This window comes from Arthrobacter sp. NtRootA1 (assembly GCF_019976975.1).
In the GTDB taxonomy this organism is placed as follows: domain Bacteria; phylum Actinomycetota; class Actinomycetes; order Actinomycetales; family Micrococcaceae; genus Arthrobacter; species Arthrobacter aromaticivorans.
The window spans coordinates 4,059,327-4,081,081 of the sequence record NZ_AP024630.1; the positions used below are offsets into that span (position 1 = coordinate 4,059,327).

The window sequence follows — 21,755 nt, forward strand, 5'->3', positions numbered from 1 at the left end:
CAGATGGAAGGCGGCGCCGACGGGCAAACGAAAAGACCCCGCAGATGATACCTGCGGGGTCTTGCTCTGTAGCGGTGGGGAGGCTCGATCTCCCGACCTCACGATTATGAGTCGTGCGCTCTAACCAACTGAGCTACACCGCCACGAATGAGAAAAACCTGTGTCAAGCCGGTCAAAACCGCCTTGACACAGGCCCTCATTCAGAGCCCCCCACCGGAATCGATCCGGTGACCTCGTTCTTACCAAGAACGCGCTCTACCACTGAGCTAGGGGGGCAACGAGTAAATACTCTACCGGACGTTTTCAGAAGCTACAAATCGGCGAAAAACCGGGGAAAAACGGCGCCGACACAATTTGCGCAGACGCCATTTTCCTGATCCAGATACCGCCCAAATCAGGGCAGCCGGAGCACCTGTCCGGGGTAGATGAGGTCCGGGTTGGGCACGGTGTCGGCATTCGTCGCGATCAAGGCTCCGAGGTCCACCCCGAACTGCGCAGCGATACCCTTCATGGTGTCGCCGGGCTCCACCACGACCTCCGTGACGCGCGGGGCGACCGGACCACGTTGTCCTGCCTCGGCTGCGGCCTCAGAGGCTGCCTGCTGGGCCATTGGCTGGACCTCCGGGGCTTCCGGCTCCACGCCCGCCTGCTCGGCGATCTGAGCGCCCGCAGCGTTGGCGGCCGCCTGCTGTTCCGCGGCCTGGGCTGCAGCAGATTCTGCATCGGCCTTGCTCGAAGCAGAAGCATCGACGGCGGCAGCATCCTCTGCCGCCTGGGCCACAGCGGAGGGGTCGGCAGCGGGCCGATCCGCAGGATCAACTGAGGTGTCCGGCATGGTGGCCGTACCTTGGTTCCCGTGATCCTTTTCACCGGCATCCACCACACTGGCATCCGTGCTTGGGTGATCTTTCTCACCAAGGCCCAGGTTCTTCTTCAAGTTGTCGAGCAATCCCATCGGAACCCTCCTACATTCAGCGTGCGACCGTCAGGCTCTTCGCAGCTACGCCACTCGTAGCACCTCGATCGTACGGCGGCACTCCGGCCGTTCCAAGGTTTTCGAGACCTGCATCGCCTGCAGGGGCGGTCAGGCAGCCATTTCATGGGCAGGCCCAGTGGACGGGTGCACAAATCCCGGTCTTGTTCGACATACCCGACGTACAAGGCGCCGTATATCGAACAAGGGCAGGGATTGAGGGGATTAAACGCCACAGGGGGCCGGCTCGAAAGCCGACCCCCTGCGGGAACTACTTACTCTTTACCACTTGCCCTTGCGGTTGAAATCGCGGTGTCCGCCTTCGCCGCCGCTGCGGGGCTTGCGGGCGCCGTCGCCGTGTCCGCCGAAGCGGGAGCCGCTGGACTGGCCGCGATCGCGATCGCCGAAGCTGCCTGCAGTGCGCTCGGAGCGGTCGCTGTACGTGCGGCCGCCGCGGTCGGCAGAGGAACGCTCGCCACCTTCGGACTTGCGGAAGTCTTTCTTGAACCCACCGCTGCCCTTGAAGTTGCCGCCACCACGGTTTTCGCGGTCGCCATAGCCACCACGGCCACCGGCGCCACCACCGGAGTAGCTGCCACGGTCGCTGTTGGGCCTGCGTCCGTTATCCAGCTCGAGGTGGATCAGTTCACCACCAATGCGGGTACGGGACAGTGCGCGCAGCTGCTCGGGGCTCAAGTCTGCCGGGAGCTCCACCAGGGAGTGGTCCGAGCGGATGTCGATGCCACCGATTTGTGCGGAGGAGATGCCACCTTCGTTGGCAATGGCGCCCACGATGGAGCCCGGCATGACGCGCTGACGGCGTCCGACGGCGATCCGGTAGGTGGCGTTGCCCTCGGTCAGTGCACGGGTCGGGCCACGGGAGCCGAAGCCGTCCTTGGAGCGTTCGCGCTTCTGGTACTCAGGAGCTGCAGGCAGTTCCTTGACCAGCAACGGCTGTCCGCCCTGTGCCATGACCGCGAGTGCAGCAGCGATCTCCGAGGCCGGTACGTTGTGCTCTTCCTCGTAGGAGGCGATGAGGTCGCGGAATGCTGCAACATCCTCGGACTCGAGGGTCTCGGTGATGCGCTCAGCGAACTTGCCCAGGCGCAGCGTGTTCACGGTCTCGGCCGTGGGCAGGTGCATCTGCTCCACCGGCTGGCGCGTAGCCTTCTCGATGGAACGCAGCAGGTACTTCTCCCGCGGAGTCATGAACAGGATCGCGTCACCGGAACGGCCTGCACGGCCGGTACGGCCGATGCGGTGGACGTAGGACTCGGTGTCGTGGGGGATGTCGTAGTTGATGACGTGGCTGATGCGCTCAACGTCAAGACCACGGGCTGCGACGTCGGTAGCAACCAGGATGTCGATGCGGCCTTCCTTCAGCGCGTCAACAGTGCGTTCGCGCTGCTGCTGCGGGATGTCGCCATTGATGGCGGCAGCCTGGAAACCGCGGGCCTTCAGCTTGTCAGCGAGGTCCTCGGTTGCCATCTTGGTGCGCACGAAGGCGATGACGCCGTCGAAGTCTTCAACCTCGAGGATGCGGGTCAGGGCGTCCAGCTTGTGCGGGCCCATAACCTGAAGGTAGCGCTGCTTGGTGTTGGCGCCGGTGGTGGTCTTGGACTTCACCGAGATTTCAGCAGGGTTGTTCAGGTACTGCTTGGACATGCGGCGGATCTGGCCGGGCATGGTGGCAGAGAACAGCGCAACCTGGCGGGTTTCCGGAGTCTGCTGGAAGATCTGCTCTACGTCATCGGCGAAGCCCATGCGCAGCATCTCGTCAGCTTCATCCAGCACCAGGTACTGGAGTTCGGAGAGGTCCAGGGAGCCCTTGGCGATGTGGTCGATCACGCGGCCGGGGGTACCGACAACAACCTGTGCACCGCGGCGAAGGCCGGCCAGCTGGGGACCGTAAGCGGACCCACCGTAAACCGGGAGCACGGTGAAGTCGTCAATGTGCTTGGCGTAGGAGGTGAACGCTTCAGCAACCTGCAGGGCCAGTTCACGCGTCGGCGCCAGGACCAACGCCTGGGTCTTGCGGGACGGGCCGTTGAGGTCGTGCAGCTCAGCGAGGCGTGACAAGGCAGGGACAGCGAAGGCTGCGGTCTTGCCGGTACCGGTCTGGGCCAGGCCGACGACGTCGCGGCCTTCCAGGAGCAGCGGGATGGTGGCTGCCTGGATGGGGGACGGCTTTTCGTACCCGACATCCTGCAGTGCGGCCAGAACGCGGCCATCGATGCCAAGATCGACGAAGCGGACGCCTTCTTCCTCGTCGTCTGCCTTGGGGGCAGGAGCTTCGGTGAAGGTGGGGGCTGCAGACTCGGGTGCAGCGTTCTCGACGGGGGCAGCGGCGGTGGCCGGTGCGTCTACTACGGTGCCTTCAGCGGCGGTCTCTGCTGCGTTAGCAGACTCAGCGTTGGGGGCGTCGAAGTTTTCGTTGAGATTTTCGGTCATAGGGGGAAATTCCTCATCCATAGGGCAGTCGGCGCGGCCCGGTTGGGCTTGGCCGCATTACTCGTCGCGAAGAGCCAGGCAAAGGTGCCCTGCTTTCGCAAGAAGTCCGGCGCTATCGCAATCCCATGGCAGGACTTCCCGCTGCATCTCTTGGCTGCTATCCCAGCAGTCTGTACAGCGTTTTCTTTAGCCGGCTCTCCCTATGAAAATGCCCGCACACATTTGCGGGCCCCAACACTTACCAGTCCTGCCTCAAGAATTGGGCAGGATAAAGGGATTTCCGGAGTGGGGGATATTTCAAGTGTAGGGCACAGAGTGCCATCACCGCGAGTTGAGGCCTGATGAAGACCAGGTGAGCTTGAGCACACCCGAACCTTCGGCCCTCCAGGCAGCCCTCAAGGCAGCCCTGCAGCCCGTTCAAGAAGGCTCACAACCCGTTGCGACGCAGGACTTTCTCGAACTTCTCATGGTATTCGTCCTGAAGCCGGATCTCCCCGTCCGCCTCGGCATCGAGCAGGGTTTGCACCATGTCCGGCGTGGGCTCGCTAAACCACTGGCCAACAGTTACGCCGTGCTTCGGAACGAATAGCCGGTGAATATGGTCTCCCGCTGAGACCGTCCCCGTCTTGATCACCCGCAGGTAGGTCCCCACCCGCCCGGCCTGCGTGAAGCGCTTCACCCATTGCGGCTCGTCCAGCAAGCGCTGGAAGGTGGCGCACGGGACGCGCGGTGACGTTACCTCCACTTCCACGTCCAGCCCGATCTTCCAACGTTCACCAATCACGGCTCCCGTGGTCTCGATTCCGTCCACCCGCAAGTTCTCTCCGAAGACGCCAGCTGGAAGCTCCCGGTCCAGTGCGGCTGACCAGTAATCGGCGTCCGCCTGGGAATAGGCATACAGAGCCTGGTCTGCACCGCCGTGATCGATCCTGTTGGCTTGGACGTCGCCGTGGACGCCGAGCTTGTGGATCTTGACGGGGCCTTCCACAGGACGCTTATCTATCGCGGTGACGCCAGCGCTTCCTTCCGGGTCCGGCAACAACTGGTGGACACGGCAGACAGCGAGGAGGGATGCGGTGTTCATGGACAACAGTTTACGGACGGGGAGCCTGATTTAAGGGTCGAAACGGTAACCCATTCCCGCTTCAGTGTGCAGGTGCCGGGGCACGGCCGGGTCCCGCTCCAGCTTTCGCCGCAACTGGGCAATATAAACCCGGAGATATTGCGTCTCCTTCGCATAGGCCTGCCCCCAGACCTGGGTCAGGATCTGCTGCTGGCTCACCAGCTTTCCCTTGTTCCGGACCAGCAACTCCAGGATGTTCCACTCGGTGGGGGTCAGCCGCACCTCTGACCCGTCCTTCACGATCTTCTTGCCCGCCAGGTCCACCATGAAGTCCGACGTCGCCAAGGTAGGTTCCTCCCGATCGCTAAGGACCCGGCGCGAGGCGACCCGAAGCCGTGCAAGCAGCTCATCCAGTCCGAAGGGCTTGGTCACGTAGTCGTCCGCACCGGCGTCGAGCGCTTCCACTTTGTCCTCCGAGGCGTGCCGGGCGGACAACACAATGATGGGCATGCTGCTCCACCCACGGATGCGGCGGATGACCTCCACCCCGTCCATGTCTGGCAATCCAAGGTCCAGCACAACAATGTTCACGCTTTGTTTCGCCACGGCGTTTAGGGCATCGGCGCCGTTTCCAACGGTCATCGCCTGGTACCCGTGGGCCTGCAGGGTTACCTGCATTGCCCGCGCGATCTGCGCTTCGTCCTCAACAATCAGCACACGGGTCATCCCCTGCCTCCCCCGTGACCGGTCCACAGCGGCAAGGTAACCACCATGGTCAAGCCGCCACCGGGCGTCGGCTCCGCCATGAGCGTGCCGCCCATGGCCTCCGTGAAGCCTTTGGCCACCGCAAGTCCCAACCCGATTCCGCCGCCCGCGCCACCTGCCGGGGAGGGCGAATCACCAAGCCGCTGGAAGGGCTGGAACATCTCGAGCACTTCGTTATGCCCCACCCCGCTTCCGTGGTCCACGATCCTCAGTTCACTTGCAGGCTGGTCCCCCACTGTGATCCCGGCACCGGCACGCGCAGTCAGGACAACATCCGAACCAGGCGCGTACTTCACCGCGTTTTCAACGATGTTTGCCACCACGCTCTCCAACATGCCGGCGTCTGCTGTTACGGGCGGCAGGTTGGGTTGCAGCTCGCTGCGTATCCGCTCCTTCGGGATCCCGCGAAGTGCTTCGGGCAATATCTCGGTCCAGGTGGTGCCCGCGAGCAAAGGGTTCACGGCATCGGCGGTAATCCGGGACATATCCAACAGGTTGTCCACCAAATGATCCAGGCGGTCAGCATAATTCTCGATCGTCTCCAACAACTCCTTCTGCACGTCCGGAGGGAACTGGACCTCTTCCTGCCGCAGGCTGCTCACGGCCAGTTTGATTCCGGCCAACGGAGTCCTCAAATCATGGGAAACGGCGCGAAGGATGGACGTCCGCATCTTGTTTCCCTCGGCCAGGCGAAGGTTGTCCCGCCGGCTCTTGACCAATTGCTGCCGCTCACGCACAGCCACCACAAACGCTCCGAAGGCCGCCAGCAGCCGCTGGTGTTGGGAGGACAGCGCACCACCGCGCAACAACAGCGTGTAATGGGGATCGACGACGGCGGCGTGGTCCGCGGCTGCATGGGTCACCGGCGGATTGGGGCCGGCGCTCGCAAGAATCCGCCACTGCGGCGGCGCTCCTGGCACTGTAACGCTGTCCGGTCCCGAGGAGCCCAAGAGTGTCACAGCCTCCATGCCGAGATTTCCGCGGACTTTCTCAAGAAAGTGTTCAAGGCTGCCGTCCGAGCTGAGGATGCGCAGGGCCAACTCGCTCAGGGCCGTGGCCTCGGCCTCGGACCTCGCAGCCTCCTGGGCCCTGCGGCTAGCCAGTCCCACCGCGAGCGCCACGCCGCAAGCCACAGCCAGGAAAACCACGAGGGTAAACAGGGTGGTTGGATCGGCGATGGACAGGGAACCCACGGGTTCGGCGGAGAGGTAGTTCAGCAGGAAACTACCCAGCACCGCCGCGACCACGGCGGGCCACAGGCCTCCGATTGCGGCAACGGCCACGGCCGCTGCCAGCTGAAGGAGCATGATCATGGCGAAGTTACGGAAGCCCAGCACAGTGACCATGACTTCGACGCCCGGCGGCAACAGCAGGGCGAGGACCAGGCCAGTCACGACGCGTCCACGGCCGATGCCTCGAACAGCGGGAAGGCGCAGCAGAACGGCGTCGGAATCGCTGCTTTGTGCTTCAGGACCTGGCATGGCTACATCCTTCCACGGTTGGCAGGGTGGGCAGTTCTGCCCATCCTGCGGTGAGAGCAGTGCCCGCGCTTCACTCAAGGACTAGGCTTGCTTTCAGCATCTGGTCCGGCATGGCGCCGGACAATCCAACGGTCTATCCAGGGGGATATACATGGACCCGAACGAAGGCGCCGCAGGCAGCGGTGCTTCAGGAAACGGCGCTTCAGGCAACGGCGCGTCAGGCAGCGGCGCTGCCGGGGGCGGCCAAGGCCCGGGCGCGGCGAAGAATCCGCCCAAGCCGCCACCGTGGCAGGTGCCCAAACCCGAGCTCCATCCCGAGCTGATTCCTCCTGCCAATGACGACAGGGACAAAGCTCCGAGCGGACAGGAGCCAGGCTCTTTAAACGCAGGCTCTTCCAAGCCCGGTACTTCCAAGCCCGGCGCATCCCAGCCCGGGCCCGGCGGGCCGCTCCCCATCATTGACCCGTTCGCCAAGGAACGCGAACGCGAAACAGCCCACGCCGAAGCCCGGAAGAAGCGCTCCCGGCGCCGCACCGTCGTCGTGGGTTTGGGCGTCACGGCTCTTCTGGCCGGAACCATCACCGCCGTGGTTGCCAGCAGCGAACAAGAGGCTGACTACGCGCAGGTCTGCTTCAACGATGAAACCGGCGAGCGCGTGGACGATTCCCAGTGCAACAACAGCAGCTCGGATGGCCGCGGTTCGGCCATCTACGCCTGGTACTTCTACTCGCGGGGAGCCAGCGTGCCCGCGGTGGGACAGAACCGCAATTCCTACCCCAGCTACACCAAGACAGTTCCACAGGGCGCCAAGACTTCAACGGGGTACAGCACCAAGGGCGGCACAGTCAGCCGTGGCGGCTTTGGCAGCAGTTCCAAAAGCGGCGGAAGCTCGGGAGGCTAGGCGTGCAGCGTTTGCCCTCCGAGCCCAGGCCGGACTGGAAAAAGAAGATCGAAGAACAGGGCCTGGTCTTTTCGACCACCACCATGCCCGATGGCCGCAAAATCGAATACTGGAACGAGTCGGCGTACTACGAATTCACCATGGACGAGGTGGAGACGCTCGAGAAGACTGCCGAGGACATGCACCTCATGTGCCTGGAAGCAGCAAAGTTCCTTGCCACCGGGGCCATGGGCGATATTGGCATCGGACAACAGGCGCTGGAGCTCGCCGGTGAATCGTTGCAGGCCGGGGATATGGATATTTACGGTCGCTTCGACTTCATCTATGACGGCAAGGGTGGTCCGGCAAAAATGCTGGAGTACAACGCCGATACCCCGACAGGCCTCATTGAAGCAGCCGTTGCGCAGTGGTTCTGGCTGCAGGATGTGTTCCCGGAAAAGGACCAGTGGAACGGAATCCATGAGGCGCTGATCCGGCAATGGAAAAAGCTGCAGTTCCGCACCGGGATGAGCACACTGCATGTGGCTCACTCGGAGGCCGAAGAGTCCGGTGAGGACTGGATGACTGCCGCCTACATGCGGGATGTGGCGAGCCAGGGTGGGTGGACGACCATCGGCATCAATATGTCCGACATCGGCTGGGACCCGAACCTGAACCGCTTTGTGGACCTGGACAATTTCATGATCAACACCATGTTCAAGCTGTATCCGTGGGAACTGATGATGAAGGAACCTTTCGGACACCGGCTGCTGACGCGGGCACACAACCCCCGCTGGGTGGAGCCCGCGTGGAAGATGCTGCTCTCCAACAAGGCCCTGCTCGCTGCGCTGTGGCACCTGTACCCCGGCCACGAGAACCTGCTGCCGGCGTTCCTTGGCGATCCTGGCCCGCTCAAGGAATGGGTGGCCAAGCCTCTTCATGGCCGCGAGGGCGACAACATCCGCATCCATGCGCCCGGCATCGAACTGCAGCAGCCCGGCGGCTATGGCCGTGAAGGGTGGTGCTTCCAGGGGTACCACTCTCTCCCCGACTTCGATGGAAACCATCCGGTGCTTGGTCTCTGGGTGGTGGACGGCGAGTCCGTGGGCTGCGGCATCCGTGAATCGGATGGCCCCATCACAGATTATTTCTGCCGCTTCGTCCCCAACACCATCGACGCCCCGGCGCCTGCCGCCCCCACCACTACTTCTTATGGAGCTGCACTTTGAGCACTGAAACCTCGACGCCCGACGGCGGTTCAGCGGGCGGCGGCCGTACCGCCGTCGTACCTTCCAAAGGCCTCCATGCAGGCATTTTGGACCTTGGCGACTCCGTCATGTTGGGGCTGGCGTCCACGGCTCCCGTATATTCGCTGGCCGCTACGCTGGGGCTCATTGTTGCCGTCAACGGCAACTACACGCCCCTGATCCTGGTTCTTGCCTTCGTTCCAGTGCTCTTCATCGCCTATGCATTCCGCGAGCTGAACAGTGCGCTCCCTGACTGTGGCACCACGTTCTTCTGGGCCCGCAAGGCCTTTGGTCCGTGGGCTGCCTGGCTGGGCGGCTGGGGCGTGGCGTTGGCCGGCATCGTAGTCCTCGCCAACCTGGCCCAGATCGCCGGGAAATATCTGTGGTTGCTGATCGGCGACGGTTCCCTGGCCGCCAACACCTGGCTGGTTACCGCCACCGGGGTCCTGTTCATCGCGTTCATGACCTATGTTAATCACCGCGGCATCCGGCTGGGCGAGCACGTCCAGCGGACCTTGACTTACATCCAGTACATTTCACTGGGCATCTTCGCGGTGGCCATTATTGTTGGGATCGCCGGTGGCGCGCCTGGGGGAGCCAACGGCAGCGCAACCATCCAGCCTTTCGACTTTGAGTGGTTCAACCCTGCCGGTGCCTTCGCCGATCCCAGCGCAGTGGTTCACGGGGTCCTGCTGGCCCTGTTCATCTACTGGGGCTGGGACACCTGCCTGGCCCTGAACGAAGAAACCGAAAACCCTGCGAAGACTCCCGGCCGGGGTGCAGTCATCTCTGCGTTCGTCCTGGTGGCAATCTATGTCTCCGTTGCCCTGCTGGTGATGATGTACGCGAGTGTCGGGACCGAGGGCATCGGCCTGGGCAATGAAGCGAACCAGGATGACGTCTTCCTGGCTATGAAGGATGTAGTGCTGGGTCCGTGGGGTTGGCTGATCGTGGTGGCAGTTCTGGCATCCGTGCTGTCCTCAACGCAGACCACCATCCTCCCCACAGCCCGGGGCACGCTGTCCATGGGGGTGCACGGTGCCCTGCCGGCGCGTTTTGGCAAGGTCCACGAACGATTCCAGACACCGGGTTTCTCAACCCAGGTCATGGGCGTGGCTGCCGTGGTGTATTACGTGGCCATGAGCTTCCTCAGCGAGGACCTGCTGGCGGACTCCATCAGTGCCATCAGCCTGTTCATCGCGTTCTACTACGCCCTGACCGGTTTCTCGTGCGTGTGGTTCTTCCGCTCCACCCTCCGGGATTCTGCCCGCAACCTGTGGTTCCGTGGCATCCTGCCCTTCCTGGGAGCGGTATCGCTGACGGTGGCGTTCTTCATTTCGGCGGTGCAGATGTGGGATCCGGAGTATGGAGATACCCAGATCTTTGGAATCGGCGGAGCGTTTGTCAGCGGAGTCCTGCTTCTGCTCCTGGGCGTGGTGCTGGCCATCGTGTGCCGTTTTGCACCTGCCACGCGTGGCTTCTTCACTGGGGAGCGCGCTGACGCCGGGGTGGTGCGCGGCGACTAAGCGGCGAGCAAGCGGCGAATAAGCCTAGCGTTGCGCTGCGGTCCACTGACGCAGCCGGGTGGGAATGTCAGGGACCTCGAGCTGGACAGCGTCCCGCCGCAACGCGACCAACCAGCAGACCAGAATCGCCACGGCGCAGAACACGCCTGCGCTGGATGCCATGATCCAGAGCCCCGGCGTCTGGACGTTGAGGTCCGCGGCACCCAGTGCCGTGCCGATGGTCTTTGGCGAATAAAAGAAGACCAGGGTGGAAACGGCCAGCACGGCGGTCATCACGATTCTATGCGCCCTGTACCGGCCAGGCGTTTCCTTGATGGTCCACGCGAACGCCGGCAGGACCACGGCCATCCAGACCCAATGGTGGGACCACGAGACGGGGCTGATGAGCAGCATGGTGAGTGCCGTCGTCGACATTGCAATGACGCGGGCTCCTTGCGAACTGGCCGCGCGGATCAGGAAGGCCGCGAGTACAACCGTGGCGAGGCTGAGCGCGAGCCACGGAACGGTTACTGAATCCTGGGGCACGCCGAAGTGCAGCAAAGCGCCCTTTATCGAGAGGTTGTCCACGTAGCCAGCGCCGCCGATCCGGGACGTATCAGGGAGTATTTCCAGCCAGAACTGCAGCGACTCAGCTGGCCGGACCACCCATGCCAGGAGGACGGTGCCGGCGAAACCGATGGACATATTGACCAGTCCACGCCAATCCTTGCGCACCAGGAAGTACAGGCCAAAGACAAGAGGCGTCAGCTTGATACCCGCAGCTATGCCAACCAGGAAGCCGCTGCCAGGGAACTCCCGACGACGGGAGGCGCCCAGCAGGTCGACGGCCATCAAGCCCATGAGCAGGATGTTGATCTGGCCGAACGCCAACGTCTCACGCCATGGGCCAAGGAACAGGACAGCCAGGAACAGCGCCCCTACGACCCAGCGGCTGCGGCTAGATGACAACGCACTGCGCCAGTCGTGCTTGGAGGCCCAATACTTCACAATGGTGGCGGCAACCCAGGCGGCAATCGCCACACCGGCCACGTTGAACAGCATTAGCGCGGCGGGTTGCGGCCAGAGGGCGAGCAGGCCGAAGATCAGGGCTGCGAACGGCGGATAGGTAAAGGGAAGTTCCGGTCCTCCGGCTGCGGCAACGCTTGGGCCGTACAAGTCCGAGGGCGAGGCACCGGCGTCGTTGAGGATGCTTCCGCCGAACCAGTAGACGCTGAAGTCCAGGCCCTCCTTACTCCAGCCAGCAAGCATCAGCCAGACGGGCCATATCAAGAGCGCCCACGGGAGCCAATGGAGTGCCCGTGGGGTGGTGGATGCAGACTTTCGGGCATCCGCCTTAGCCTGTAAATCGACGCCGGGCAGTGCCATGTCTTTGTCCCCCAATATTTTCTTTGTGCAGTGGGGATCCCAGTGGCTCCCGGAATACATACTACTTAAACGCCCGGATCAAACGCCCCGACGGCCGCCCGACCCGGCTGAGCGGCGCGGTGCGTCCGTCCACTAGGGGCATCCAGCCACTTAGGATGCTGGAATGAGCGATTCAACGACGAACACCTCGGATGTGCTGGCCCTCGATTCCCTGTTGACCAGCGAAGAACTGGCTCTCCGCGAAAGGGTCCGGGACTACACAACCCAGCGGATCCGGCCGAACATCGCACGCTGGTATGAGGACGCAGTCTTCCCGCAGGAGATCGTGCCGGAGTTGGGTGAGCTCGGCGTCCTGGGAATGCATCTGGAGGGTTACGGCTGTCCCGGACGCACCGCCGTCGAATATGGCCTGGCGGCCATGGAACTGGAGGCCGGCGATTCCGGCATCCGCACCTTCGTCTCGGTGCAGGGCTCGCTCGCCATGACAGCCATTCACAAATGGGGCTCGGAGGAGCAGAAAGAACAGTGGCTGCCACGGATGGCGGCCGGCGAACTGATCGGTTGCTTTGCGTTGACGGAGCCGACGGCCGGTTCGGACCCGTCATCGATGGCCACGTTCGCCCGAGAGACCTCCGACGGCTGGGTCCTCAACGGCGCCAAGCGCTGGATCGGACTCGCCTCCATTGCCGACGTCATGGTGGTGTGGGCCCAAACAGGCGACGGCATCCGCGGCTTCCTGGTACCCGCGGGCACCCCGGGTGTAACGGCCACGCCTATCGAACCGAAACTCTCCATGCGCGCATCAATCCAATGCGACATAAAGTTCGACGACGTAAGGCTGGGTCCGGAAGCAATCCTCCCGGGTGCCATCGGCCTTCGTGGACCCTTCTCGTGCCTGAACGAGGCCCGGTACGGCATTGCGTGGGGAGCCATGGGCGCAGCCCGCGACTCCTATGAGGCCGCTCTGGAATACGCCGGCAGCCGGCTCCAGTTCGGGCGACCACTCGCTGGATACCAGTTGACGCAGGAGAAGCTGGTGAACATGCTCCTCGAGATCCAAAAGGGCACCATGCTTGCCCTTCACCTTGGCCGCCTGAAGGACGCCGGACACCTTCAGCCCCAGCAGATCTCCGTGGGCAAGCTCAACAACGTCCGGGAGGCCATCAAAATCGCGCGGGAGGCCCGCACCATCCTGGGCGGCAACGGAGTCACCCTGGACTATTCGCCGCTGCGGCATGCCAACAACCTCGAATCAGTGCGCACGTATGAGGGCACTGACGAGGTTCACACCCTGATCCTTGGGCAGCACATCACAGGGGTTGCCGCGTTCCGGGGCTGAGGCTGAGTTGGGCTTGGATTCGGCCGGGGCTGCCGGCTCGGCAGGCCTGGGTCAGGCGGAAACCGGTGTGGGTTGTTTCTTTGCTGCATCCTTGCGGATGGTTGCGCTGATCACCGCAGCTACCGTGCACATCGCGGCTGCGCCCAGCCAGGCGTAGTTGTAGTGGCCGGTGGCATCGCGGATAAAACCGGCGGCCAGTGCGGCAGCGGCTGCACCGAGCTGATGGGCCGCAAACACCCAGCCGAACACCACGGAGCCATCGGCGCCGAACACCGAGCGGCAGATGGCTGCCGTGGGAGGCACCGTAGCTACCCAGTCCAGGCCGTAGACCACGACGAAGATGATCATGCTGGGTTCCACGGATGAGCCCAACAACAGAGGCAGGACCAACAGCCCGATCCCCCGGAACTGGTAGTACACCGCCAACAGGACCTTGGGGTTGAAGCGGTCTGTCAGCCACCCGGAGGCGATGGTCCCCACGATGTCGAAGATCCCGACGACGGCCAGCAAGCCCGCCGCTGTTGTTTCCGGCATGCCGTGATCGTGCGCTGAGGGAATGAAGTGCGTTCCAATGAGCCCGTTGGTCGTCGCGCCGCAAATGGCGAAACCCGCCGCCAACGCCCAGAACGTACGGACTTTGCTGGCACGTTTGAGGACCTGCAACGCCCGGACGGCTGCGTTCGCCGAGTCCGGCTTGGCCGTTACGGAACCCACCGGTGGCGACGCAACTGCAACGCCCGGCGTCGTGGTCTTTGAACCGAAGGGATTGGCGCCAGGTGCTTCCGCACCATAAGGCAACGCGCCGACGTCGGCTGGTGAGTTCCGCAGCCAGCGCAGGACCAGCGGTACTACAGCGAGCGCCCCGGCGGCAATGAGCAGCGACGCGCCCCGCCAGCCCGGGTTCTGGGCCAGGGCGGCGATGAAGGGTAGGAAGACGAGCTGGCCAGCGGCGCTGCCGGCGGTCAGGATGCCAATGACCAAGCCACGACTCTTGGCGAACCAGGTGTTGGCGATGGTGGCTGCGAAGACGAGGGCCATTGATCCCGTTCCCAGGCCAATAAGCACGCCCCAGGTGAGCAGGATCTGCCAAGACTGGTTCACGAAGACAGTTAGCGCTGAGCCCAGACCAATCAGGCAAAGCGCGAGCGAGGTGACTTTGCGTATGCCGAACCGTTCCATGAGGGCAGCGGCGAAGGGTGCCGTTAGCCCGAACAGGACGAGGTTGATGCTTACCGCAAGGGACAACACTGTGGTGGACCAGCCGAATTCCTGTTGCAGCGGGACCATCAGTACTCCGGGCGCGGCCCTGAAGCCGGCCGCCCCAACCAGGGCAAGGAAAGCTACGGCGGCCACGATCCAGGCCGGGTGAAGCCTGCGACTGGATTGCTTGCGGGGTTGGGGTTGCTTGCGGGGTTGCTTGCTGGTTGGGACTTTTTCATCGCTTGTCGGAGTTCCTGTGACATCGGGAGCGGTCATGCGGAGAACTCCGTTTCAGGGGAAGTTGCTAAAGCGGGAGCGACGGCCAGTGGAAGCGGATGGTCGCTGCGGGTGAAACTATGCCAGCTCGTGTTGGCGGCCGTCAGCTGGACCCCACAGTGGGTGCAGGTGTCTGCTGATGCCGTGACTTGTCCGCAGTCAGTATGAATGACGCGCATGTGGGACACCTCGTTAGGTGCGTTCAGGTGCTTCTCGGCCCAAATGATGATGGCGTTGAGGACCGGGAGAGCGTCCTCGCCCTTGGGGGTGAGCACGTATTCCTGGCGGGTCCGGGCACCATCCTGGTAGGGACGTTGAGCCAGCAGACCGGCCTCGAGGAGCCATCCGAGCCGTTTGCTGAGTACGTTGTCCGCCACTTCCAGCCGCTGCTTGATGGCGTCGAAGCGCCCGTTCCCGAAGAAGATCTCGCGCAGGACCAGGCTTCCCCATGGATCGCCCAGGACATCGAGTCCGCGGGCCAGGCTGCACGTCCGGGCGGACCAGTCGGATCGTAAAGGCATGTGGACAAAGTACATGACTTTTCTAAAGAAAGCCACGCTCGCTGCAGTTGTCCTGGTGAGCGCCGCTGCTTCCTGACCTTCTTTGCAGTTCAAAATCCTCGGAAGCACCCTATTTGGGTTGATCTGCCCTGAAAAGCACGGCAAAGGAAGTCAGGAAGCCACGTTCCCAGCGCGTGCTCCTGCGGGAACGAGGCCCGTGCGCGAAGGCCGGTAAGCCAAGGCCCAGTACACCAGCAGCGCGATTCCGCACACCACACCCAGGCTTGACACCATCAGCTGCCATTGCGTCTGGGGGTCCTTGCCCCACTCGGCAGCACCGGCCCAGACGGCAAGGTTCTTTGGCGTCATATAGAAGGCAACCGTGGAACAGGCCACGATGATCCACCCTGCTGTTCGCATGCGCCCGCTGCGGGACGGCACCCGATGCATCGCGAAGGCCATGCTCGGCAGGGCCACTGCCACCCACACCCAGTGGTGGGACCAGGAGACAGGACTGATCAGGAGCATCAGGATGGCTGTGGCCGAGACCGCGATGAAGTTTTCTTCCACATCCACGGCCCATTTGATGACCAAGGCCGCGAGGATCGCGAGTCCCAGCGAAAGAACCATCCACACCAAGCTGGTGAGAGAGGAATCCGGCATGCCGAAGTGCAGGAGCAGCCCCTTGACGGACAGGTTGTCCACGTAGGCCGGACCACCGATGCGCCCGGTATCGGGGAGGATCTGGGTCCAGAATGCCAGGGATGCTTGCGGCAGGATGGCCCACGCGATGGCGATGGATCCAAAGAACCCAGCGGCCATCCACCCGAGGGCCTTGAAGTCCCGGCGGACCAGGAAATACAGTCCGAACGCCAGCGGCGTGAGCTTCACGCCAGCGGCCAGGCCGATCAACAGCCCCGCGGGCCAGCGGATGAGGCCCGCCCGCACCTTACCGTAGAGCGCGAAGTCGGCAAGGATCACGCCCATCAGGATGATGTTGATCTGGCCGAAAACGAACGTATCCCGCCATGGGCCCAGAAGCAGGATCGCTCCCGTTCCCACCAAAGCCGTGGTCCTGAAGCGATAGTCGGCGAAAGCTGAACGCCATGTCTTCGGGCCGAAGTAGTGGCGTGCCAACCAGGCAGCCACCACTGCGGCACCTGCCAGGGCGGCGATGATGAAGACCATGCTGCTCGCGAAGAAACCCATTGCTGCCAGGCCGGCAAAGAGCAAGGCCGCGAACGGCGGGTAGGTAAACGGAAGGCCATCGCGCACGGCATAAAGGTCCCCGCCTTGGAGAACCTTGCCGCCGCCGTAGAAATAGACCTCGAAGTCGTTCAGGAACGGCTTGTAGTCCGTGTAGAGGAACCAAACGGCGACGGCGAGGGTCAGAACGCCTGCGATGGTCAGGATCCAGCCGCGCTGGGCAGCCGAAACGACCGTGGGTGAAGAAGAAGCCACAGTGTCAGCCGTTGCTGATCTTGGCGAAGGCCTGCTCAAGGTCCGCGATCAGATCTTCGGACTCCTCGATGCCGCAGGACAGGCGCAAGAGGTTCACGGGGACGGCCAGTTCGGTCCCCTTGACGGATGCGTGCGTCATCTCCGAGGGGTAGTTCATGAGCGATTCGATTCCGCCCAGCGATTCGGCCAGGGTGAAAATCGAGGTGGATTCGGCAACTGTACGGGCTGCGGCCTCGCCGCCCTTGAACTGGACAGAGACCATGCCGCCGAACTTCTTCATCTGCTTGGCAGCGAGTTCGTGGCCGGGGTGGTCCGGGAGGCCCGGGTACAGCACGGCTTCAACTTCGGGACGCTGTAGCAACCATTCAGCTACAGCCTGCCCGTTCTCGCTGTGCCGGTCCATGCGCACGCCCAGGGTCTTCAGGCCCCGCGTGGTGAGGAAAGCATCCATCGGTCCCGAAACGGCACCAACGGCAAACTGGATGAAGCCGATCTTCTCGGCGAGTTCGGGATCGTTGACCACGATCGCACCGCCCACCACGTCCGAGTGGCCACCGATGTACTTGGTGGTGGAATGGATCACGACGTCGGCGCCCAGGTCCAGCGGGGTCTGCAAGTAGGGAGACGCGAAGGTGTTGTCGACCACCAGGAGGGCACCGGCGTCGTGCGCTACGGCGGCGAGCGCCGCAATATCGGTGATCTTCATCAAGGGGTTGGACGGGGTTTCCACCCACACCATGCGCGTCTTGTTCGCTGCAACGGCACGTGCCACAGCGTCGAGATCGGACATGTCAACAGGACTGTTGCCAATGCCCCAGTCGCCGAGCACACGGTCGATGAGGCGGTATGTGCCACCGTAGGCGTCGTTGCCCAGGACGATGTGGTCCCCGGGGCGGGCCGCAGCGCGGATCAGCGAGTCCTCGGCAGCAAGGCCAGAGCCGAACGAGAACGCGGCGGAACCACCCTCAAGGGCTGCCAGCTGCTCCTGCAGGGCGTCACGCGTGGGGTTGCCGCCACGGCCGTACTCGTAGCCCGAACGCAGGCCGCCGATCCCGTCCTGGGCGTAGGTTGAGCTGAAGTGCAGAGGGGGCACCACAGCGCCGGTCCGGGGTTCGAAGGCCTGGCCCGCGTGGACGGCCCTCGTGTTGAACCCGGCGTTGTTGTTGACGGACATGGAAGCTCCTCTTTCAGTGTTCAACGGTTGGAAGTGGGCGCGTGGCGCTCAGTTGCTCAGGTAGGCCAGGAGGTCGTGGCGCGTCAGGATGCCCACCGGGGCCCCAACGAACGTGACCATGACAGTATCTACGTCGGACAAGAGCTCGCGTGCCGCGGAGATGGTCTCCAGGGATCCAATAACGGGCAGGCGCTCCCCCATGTGTTCGGCAATCTTGTCCGTTAGTTTGGCTTCGCCCCGGAACAGCTTGGTGGTGAGGCTGCGTTCATCGACTGCGCCGAGGACCTCGCCCATGACCACCGGCGGTTCCTGCGAGAGGACCGGGATGTGTGAGACGCCGAACTCATTCATGATGTTGATGACGTCGCGGACACTCTCGTTCGGGTGGATGTGGACTAGGTCCGGCATCTCGCCTGTCTTGGACTTCAGCACCTCGCCCACGGATGACTCTTCGCCGCCGGAGAGGAAGCCGTAGGAGCGCATCCACTGATCGTTGAAGATCTTGGCAAGGTAGCCGCGGCCCGAATCGGGGAGGATCACCACGACGACGGCCGACTCGTCCAGGTCCTTGGCCGCCTCCAGGGCAGCGACCACGGCCATGCCGGAGGAGCCGCCCACCAGGAGGCCCTCTTCGCGTGCAAGGCGGCGGGTCATGGCGAATGAATCAGCGTCGGATACTGCAATGACCTGGTCCGGCACGGTCTTGTCGTAGTTGGCGGGCCACATGTCCTCGCCAACGCCCTCCACGAAATAGGGGCGTCCCGAACCGCCTGAGTACACAGAACCTTCCGGGTCCGCGCCGATCACCTTGACCCGGCCGCCGTCGGACCCGGGCCTGTCTGCCGATACTTCCTTGAGGAAGCGGCCCGTGCCCGTGATGGTGCCGCCCGTTCCGGCGCCGATGACGACGTGCGTCACCTTGCCGTCAGTGTCGCGCCAGATCTCCGGTCCTGTTGACTCGAAGTGGCTGTCCGGGGCTGCTGGATTGGAGAACTGGTCCGGCTTGAAGGCACCGGGAATTTCCTTGACCAGGCGATCTGAGACGCCGTAGTAGCTTTGCGGGCTGTCGGGGGCAACAGCCGTGGGCGTCACCACGACCTCCGCCCCGTACGCGGCCAAGACCGCCCGCTTGTCCTCGCCCACCTTGTCCGGAACCACGAAAACGCACTTGTAGCCCTTCTGCTGGGCTACAAGCGCCAAGCCGACTCCGGTGTTGCCCGACGTCGGTTCAACAATGGTCCCGCCCGGCTGCAGCCGCCCGTCCTTTTCCGCTTCTTCGATCATCTTCACAGCGATGCGGTCCTTGATGGATCCACCGGGATTGACGTACTCGAGCTTGACCAGGACGGTGGCTTTGATCCCGTCCGTTACGTGGTTGAGCTTGATAAGCGGCGTGTTGCCAATGAGTTCCAACACGGACTGGGCGTACTTCATAGGTACAAAGTTACCGCCTGCCCATAGCCTGCCCCGCCGTGCCTCACTTGCGGAGCATCACTTCCCGGCCGAGGAGTCGGTTTGCCAGAGGCCCAGGATGTTGCCCTCGGTGTCCTTGAAGTAGGCGTACCAGCCCATCCCGGGGACGGCGTCCCTACCCTGGACGATGGAGCCACCGGCGGATTCCACTTGGCCGAGGGCAGCATCCACATCGTCCACATCGATGGTGAGGATGGGATTTTTCAGGCTGTCCGTGCGTGGAAACAGCGCACCATTGATGGCTCCGGGTTCGCTGGGCCTGCCGGTCTCTTCATCGGACGGAGTAGTGATGGCGATCGTGTAATCCATTTCCTGCATAGGGCTGAGATTCCAGCCAAAAGCACTTTGGTAAAAAGTGTTGGCCCTCTCGTTGTCATCCGTGGGAATCTCGAAATGCACTATTCCGGCCATGGTTCGCGCTCCTGGAATTTGGGGTTCGGACGCGGCCCACCCGCGCCACATCAGGGAGTCTAGACCCGTGAAGCAGCCGCCGTAAGAGGCTCACAGGAGTGAATTGTCAGCCAGCCGTGGGACCATGAAAACATGACCATCGCAGACGCCCCGCCCCTTGTTGCGGCCGCGGCAGACGCTTCCATCCGATGGCACCCCGGCGCCTCCTACAGGCTCGACCAAACCATGTTTCCCCTGATGCGGGGCAACGCCGACCCCTCTTTCGCGGCCCATCCCACCGGTTTCTGGATGTCCTTCACCACTCTTTCAGGCGCTGTCACCCTGCGGCTCTCTGCGGGTGGACTGGGCGAGGATACTTTCGTGGACGCCCAGGCGTGGGGGCCCGGTGCGGAGGAGGCCATTTCCAGCGTTCCCCGGCTACTCGGCGCCGACGATGACTGGTCGGCTTTCGACGAACCCGGCTTCCATGCAACCCTGCCGCGCTTGGTTACGGAAGCACGACGCCGGAACCTGGCGCTGCGGCTGCCCTCCACCGGGCGGCTGGTTGACTCGCTGGTGCCCACCATTCTGGAGCAAAAGGTCACCACCTTGGAGGCAAGGCGTGGCTACCGGTACTTGATGTACCGCTTCGGAACCAAAGCCCCCGGCAGTGTGGCTCCTCCCGGGCTCCTCGTGCCTCCCACCGCGCGGCAATGGTTGGCCATTCCGTCCTGGGAGTGGCATAAGGCGGGAGTCGGGCCACAACGCTCGGCGACAGTAATGCGGGCGCTGCAATCCGCCGTCGCGCTTGAACGCTTGGCTGGGCTGGACCCGTCCCGGGCCGGAGCCAAACTGCAGACCATTCCCGGCATCGGCGTCTGGACTGCCGCGGAAGTGGTCCAACGTACGCACGGCTGCCCGGATTCGATTTCCGTGGGCGACTACCATCTGGCGTCGTTCGTGGGCTATGCGCTGCTGGGACGGAAAATTGACGACGCCGGCATGCTGGAACTGCTGGAACCTTGGCGGGGACAGAGGCAGCGGCTGGTCCGCATGCTTTACCTGAGCGGCTTCCGGAAGCCAACCTTCGGCCCACGGATGACCATCCAGGACCACCGCGCCCACTGAAGCAACGCGGAGTCACTTACGGCCCATGTTTGCCCTCACCATGGGCCGTAAGTGACCCCGCGTTGCTTATGGCGAGCGTAGTTTGGCCTTCTTGATCCTGGAGATCACCCCGGCGAAGCCTTCGGCAAGGTCGTCTGCATTGACTTTGAAGTAAGACCACCCCGCTCTGAGGAATGCCTCGTCGCGCCGGTTGTCCCGGGACTGCTGTTCACGTGTCAGGTGATGGGCGCCGTCGTACTGCACTGCGATTCGAAACCGCCGGTACCCGAGGTCGGCCCTTGGTGATATCGGATCCAGCAGGTCCAACTGCAGTTGTAGTTCAGGTTCGGGAAGGCCGGCATCCCGCATGGCCAGACGAAGGAATGTTTCTGGATACGAGTCCGCGCCCACCCGCATTTCGTCCAGCGCCAGGCGGGCCTTCTCCACCCCTTGGAGGTTGGGGTGCTGCCGAATCAACAGTCGAAGACCAGAAGGGTAAGCATAGGGTTCGGACCGTGATTCGAAGCTTGGTCGAGGGCGACGGATCAGCTGGTCGCCCATCGCTATGACATAGGGAAGAGACAGGTCCTTGGCCAAGTCCAGCCAGGTGCGAGGACGAACTGCAACCGGTATTCCCTCGAAATCCATGACTTCACCGGGGTGGACGCGCACTCTATGCCCCGTCACCCCGGCACGACGGACCCTCGGGAGGGTATGCGGTTTGCTGAGGTGGATGGCGTCTCCCCCGCCCATCCAAGGGGGAAGCCCCAGCCCGGTCAAGAGGGCAGCAGTCTCGTGCGAAACCCAGGCGCCGGGTGTTGCGGCGGCCAGAACCCGCGCGCGTTCCAGCAGTTCAATCTCACGTCCCGTTGGCAGATGAATCAGCCGACCGCCGTCGGAAAGGTCCTTCGCCCTGAGCCTTTTAGCTGGGATACCGAGCTCCCGGGACTCGTACGTCGTGAAGGCACGGTACTGGAGTTCGTCGGGCAGAGGGTTGATACGGACCATGCATTCCAGTGTGTCGGCTTGGAACTGTCAGCACGGGGTTATCCACAGCCCGGATACCGATGACAACAACGCGGAG

18 protein-coding genes and 2 tRNA genes are annotated in these 21,755 nt (G+C 63.2%); 5 read left to right on the forward strand and 15 right to left on the reverse strand.

Annotated elements, in window-relative coordinates:
• Positions 1–69: 69 nt before the first annotated feature.
• From LDN90_RS18475 to LDN90_RS18505, 7 genes are all read right to left on the reverse strand, one after another.
• Positions 70–143, reverse strand: a tRNA-Met gene (locus LDN90_RS18475).
• A gap of 61 nt (positions 144–204) precedes the next feature.
• Positions 205–276, reverse strand: a tRNA-Thr gene (locus LDN90_RS18480).
• A gap of 118 nt (positions 277–394) precedes the next feature.
• Entirely contained in the window at positions 395–955 is a 561-nt protein-coding gene (locus tag LDN90_RS18485; RefSeq protein WP_223946597.1) for a LysM peptidoglycan-binding domain-containing protein, read from the reverse strand.
• 300 nt (positions 956–1,255) lie between these two features.
• Complete coding sequence (locus tag LDN90_RS18490; protein ID WP_223946598.1) at positions 1,256–3,424, reverse strand: DEAD/DEAH box helicase; 2,169 nt, start codon at positions 3,422–3,424, stop codon at positions 1,256–1,258.
• Between the two features lie 427 nt (positions 3,425–3,851).
• Complete coding sequence (locus LDN90_RS18495) at positions 3,852–4,508, reverse strand: MOSC domain-containing protein (protein WP_223946599.1); 657 nt, start codon at positions 4,506–4,508, stop codon at positions 3,852–3,854.
• Between the two features lie 30 nt (positions 4,509–4,538).
• The gene (locus tag LDN90_RS18500; protein ID WP_223946600.1) at positions 4,539–5,213 is read right to left on the reverse strand and encodes a response regulator; all 675 of its coding nucleotides are present in this window, start codon (positions 5,211–5,213) and stop codon (positions 4,539–4,541) included.
• Positions 5,210–6,733: an ATP-binding protein gene (locus LDN90_RS18505; RefSeq protein ID WP_223946601.1), complete on the reverse strand. Its 1,524-nt coding sequence runs from the start codon at positions 6,731–6,733 to the stop codon at positions 5,210–5,212. The genes LDN90_RS18500 and LDN90_RS18505 overlap by 4 nt, the downstream gene beginning before the upstream one ends.
• 151 nt (positions 6,734–6,884) lie before the next feature.
• On the opposite strand from LDN90_RS18505, the gene LDN90_RS18510 reads away from it, so the two are divergent.
• The 3 genes from LDN90_RS18510 to LDN90_RS18520 are packed head-to-tail and all read left to right on the forward strand — an operon-like array spanning position 6,885 to position 10,386.
• Entirely contained in the window at positions 6,885–7,634 is a 750-nt protein-coding gene (locus LDN90_RS18510; RefSeq protein WP_223946602.1) for a Tat pathway signal protein, read from the forward strand.
• 2 nt (positions 7,635–7,636) lie between these two features.
• Positions 7,637–8,842 carry a glutathionylspermidine synthase family protein gene (locus tag LDN90_RS18515; RefSeq protein ID WP_223946603.1) on the forward strand — a complete coding sequence of 402 codons (1,206 nt, stop codon included), beginning with the start codon at positions 7,637–7,639 and terminating at the stop codon, positions 8,840–8,842.
• Positions 8,839–10,386 carry an APC family permease gene (locus LDN90_RS18520; protein ID WP_223946604.1) on the forward strand — a complete coding sequence of 516 codons (1,548 nt, stop codon included), beginning with the start codon at positions 8,839–8,841 and terminating at the stop codon, positions 10,384–10,386. Before LDN90_RS18515 ends, LDN90_RS18520 begins: the two co-directional genes overlap by 4 nt.
• A 24-nt stretch (positions 10,387–10,410) precedes the next feature.
• Here the strand turns inward: LDN90_RS18520 and LDN90_RS18525 are convergent, their stop codons facing one another.
• On the reverse strand, positions 10,411–11,751 hold the full coding sequence (locus tag LDN90_RS18525; RefSeq protein WP_223946605.1) for a glycosyltransferase 87 family protein: 1,341 nt from the start codon (positions 11,749–11,751) through the stop codon (positions 10,411–10,413).
• 163 nt (positions 11,752–11,914) lie between these two features.
• On the opposite strand from LDN90_RS18525, the gene LDN90_RS18530 reads away from it, so the two are divergent.
• The gene (locus LDN90_RS18530) at positions 11,915–13,090 is read left to right on the forward strand and encodes an acyl-CoA dehydrogenase family protein (protein WP_223946606.1); all 1,176 of its coding nucleotides are present in this window, start codon (positions 11,915–11,917) and stop codon (positions 13,088–13,090) included.
• A 51-nt stretch (positions 13,091–13,141) separates the two neighbouring features.
• Here the strand turns inward: LDN90_RS18530 and LDN90_RS18535 are convergent, their stop codons facing one another.
• The 6 genes from LDN90_RS18535 to LDN90_RS18560 form a co-directional block, all read right to left on the reverse strand.
• Positions 13,142–14,566 carry an MFS transporter gene (locus LDN90_RS18535; protein WP_223946607.1) on the reverse strand — a complete coding sequence of 475 codons (1,425 nt, stop codon included), beginning with the start codon at positions 14,564–14,566 and terminating at the stop codon, positions 13,142–13,144.
• Complete coding sequence (locus LDN90_RS18540; RefSeq protein WP_223946608.1) at positions 14,563–15,087, reverse strand: helix-turn-helix domain-containing protein; 525 nt, start codon at positions 15,085–15,087, stop codon at positions 14,563–14,565. The genes LDN90_RS18535 and LDN90_RS18540 overlap by 4 nt, the downstream gene beginning before the upstream one ends.
• A gap of 150 nt (positions 15,088–15,237) precedes the next feature.
• Positions 15,238–16,527: a glycosyltransferase 87 family protein gene (locus LDN90_RS18545; protein ID WP_223946609.1), complete on the reverse strand. Its 1,290-nt coding sequence runs from the start codon at positions 16,525–16,527 to the stop codon at positions 15,238–15,240.
• A 4-nt stretch (positions 16,528–16,531) separates the two neighbouring features.
• Positions 16,532–17,701 carry a cystathionine gamma-synthase gene (locus LDN90_RS18550; RefSeq protein ID WP_223946610.1) on the reverse strand — a complete coding sequence of 390 codons (1,170 nt, stop codon included), beginning with the start codon at positions 17,699–17,701 and terminating at the stop codon, positions 16,532–16,534.
• 48 nt (positions 17,702–17,749) lie between these two features.
• Positions 17,750–19,135, reverse strand: a complete 1,386-nt coding sequence (locus LDN90_RS18555) for a cystathionine beta-synthase (RefSeq protein ID WP_216925021.1) — start codon at positions 19,133–19,135, stop codon at positions 17,750–17,752.
• A 57-nt stretch (positions 19,136–19,192) separates the two neighbouring features.
• On the reverse strand, positions 19,193–19,585 hold the full coding sequence (locus tag LDN90_RS18560; RefSeq protein ID WP_216925020.1) for a VOC family protein: 393 nt from the start codon (positions 19,583–19,585) through the stop codon (positions 19,193–19,195).
• Between the two features lie 132 nt (positions 19,586–19,717).
• Between LDN90_RS18560 and LDN90_RS18565 the strand changes: the two genes are divergently transcribed.
• A complete protein-coding gene (locus LDN90_RS18565; protein WP_223946611.1) occupies positions 19,718–20,692 on the forward strand; it encodes a 3-methyladenine DNA glycosylase in 975 nt (324 codons plus the stop codon).
• A gap of 66 nt (positions 20,693–20,758) precedes the next feature.
• Here the strand turns inward: LDN90_RS18565 and LDN90_RS18570 are convergent, their stop codons facing one another.
• Positions 20,759–21,679, reverse strand: coding sequence for a hypothetical protein (locus tag LDN90_RS18570; RefSeq protein WP_223946612.1), 921 nt, complete (start codon positions 21,677–21,679; stop codon positions 20,759–20,761).
• Positions 21,680–21,755 lie beyond the last annotated feature (76 nt).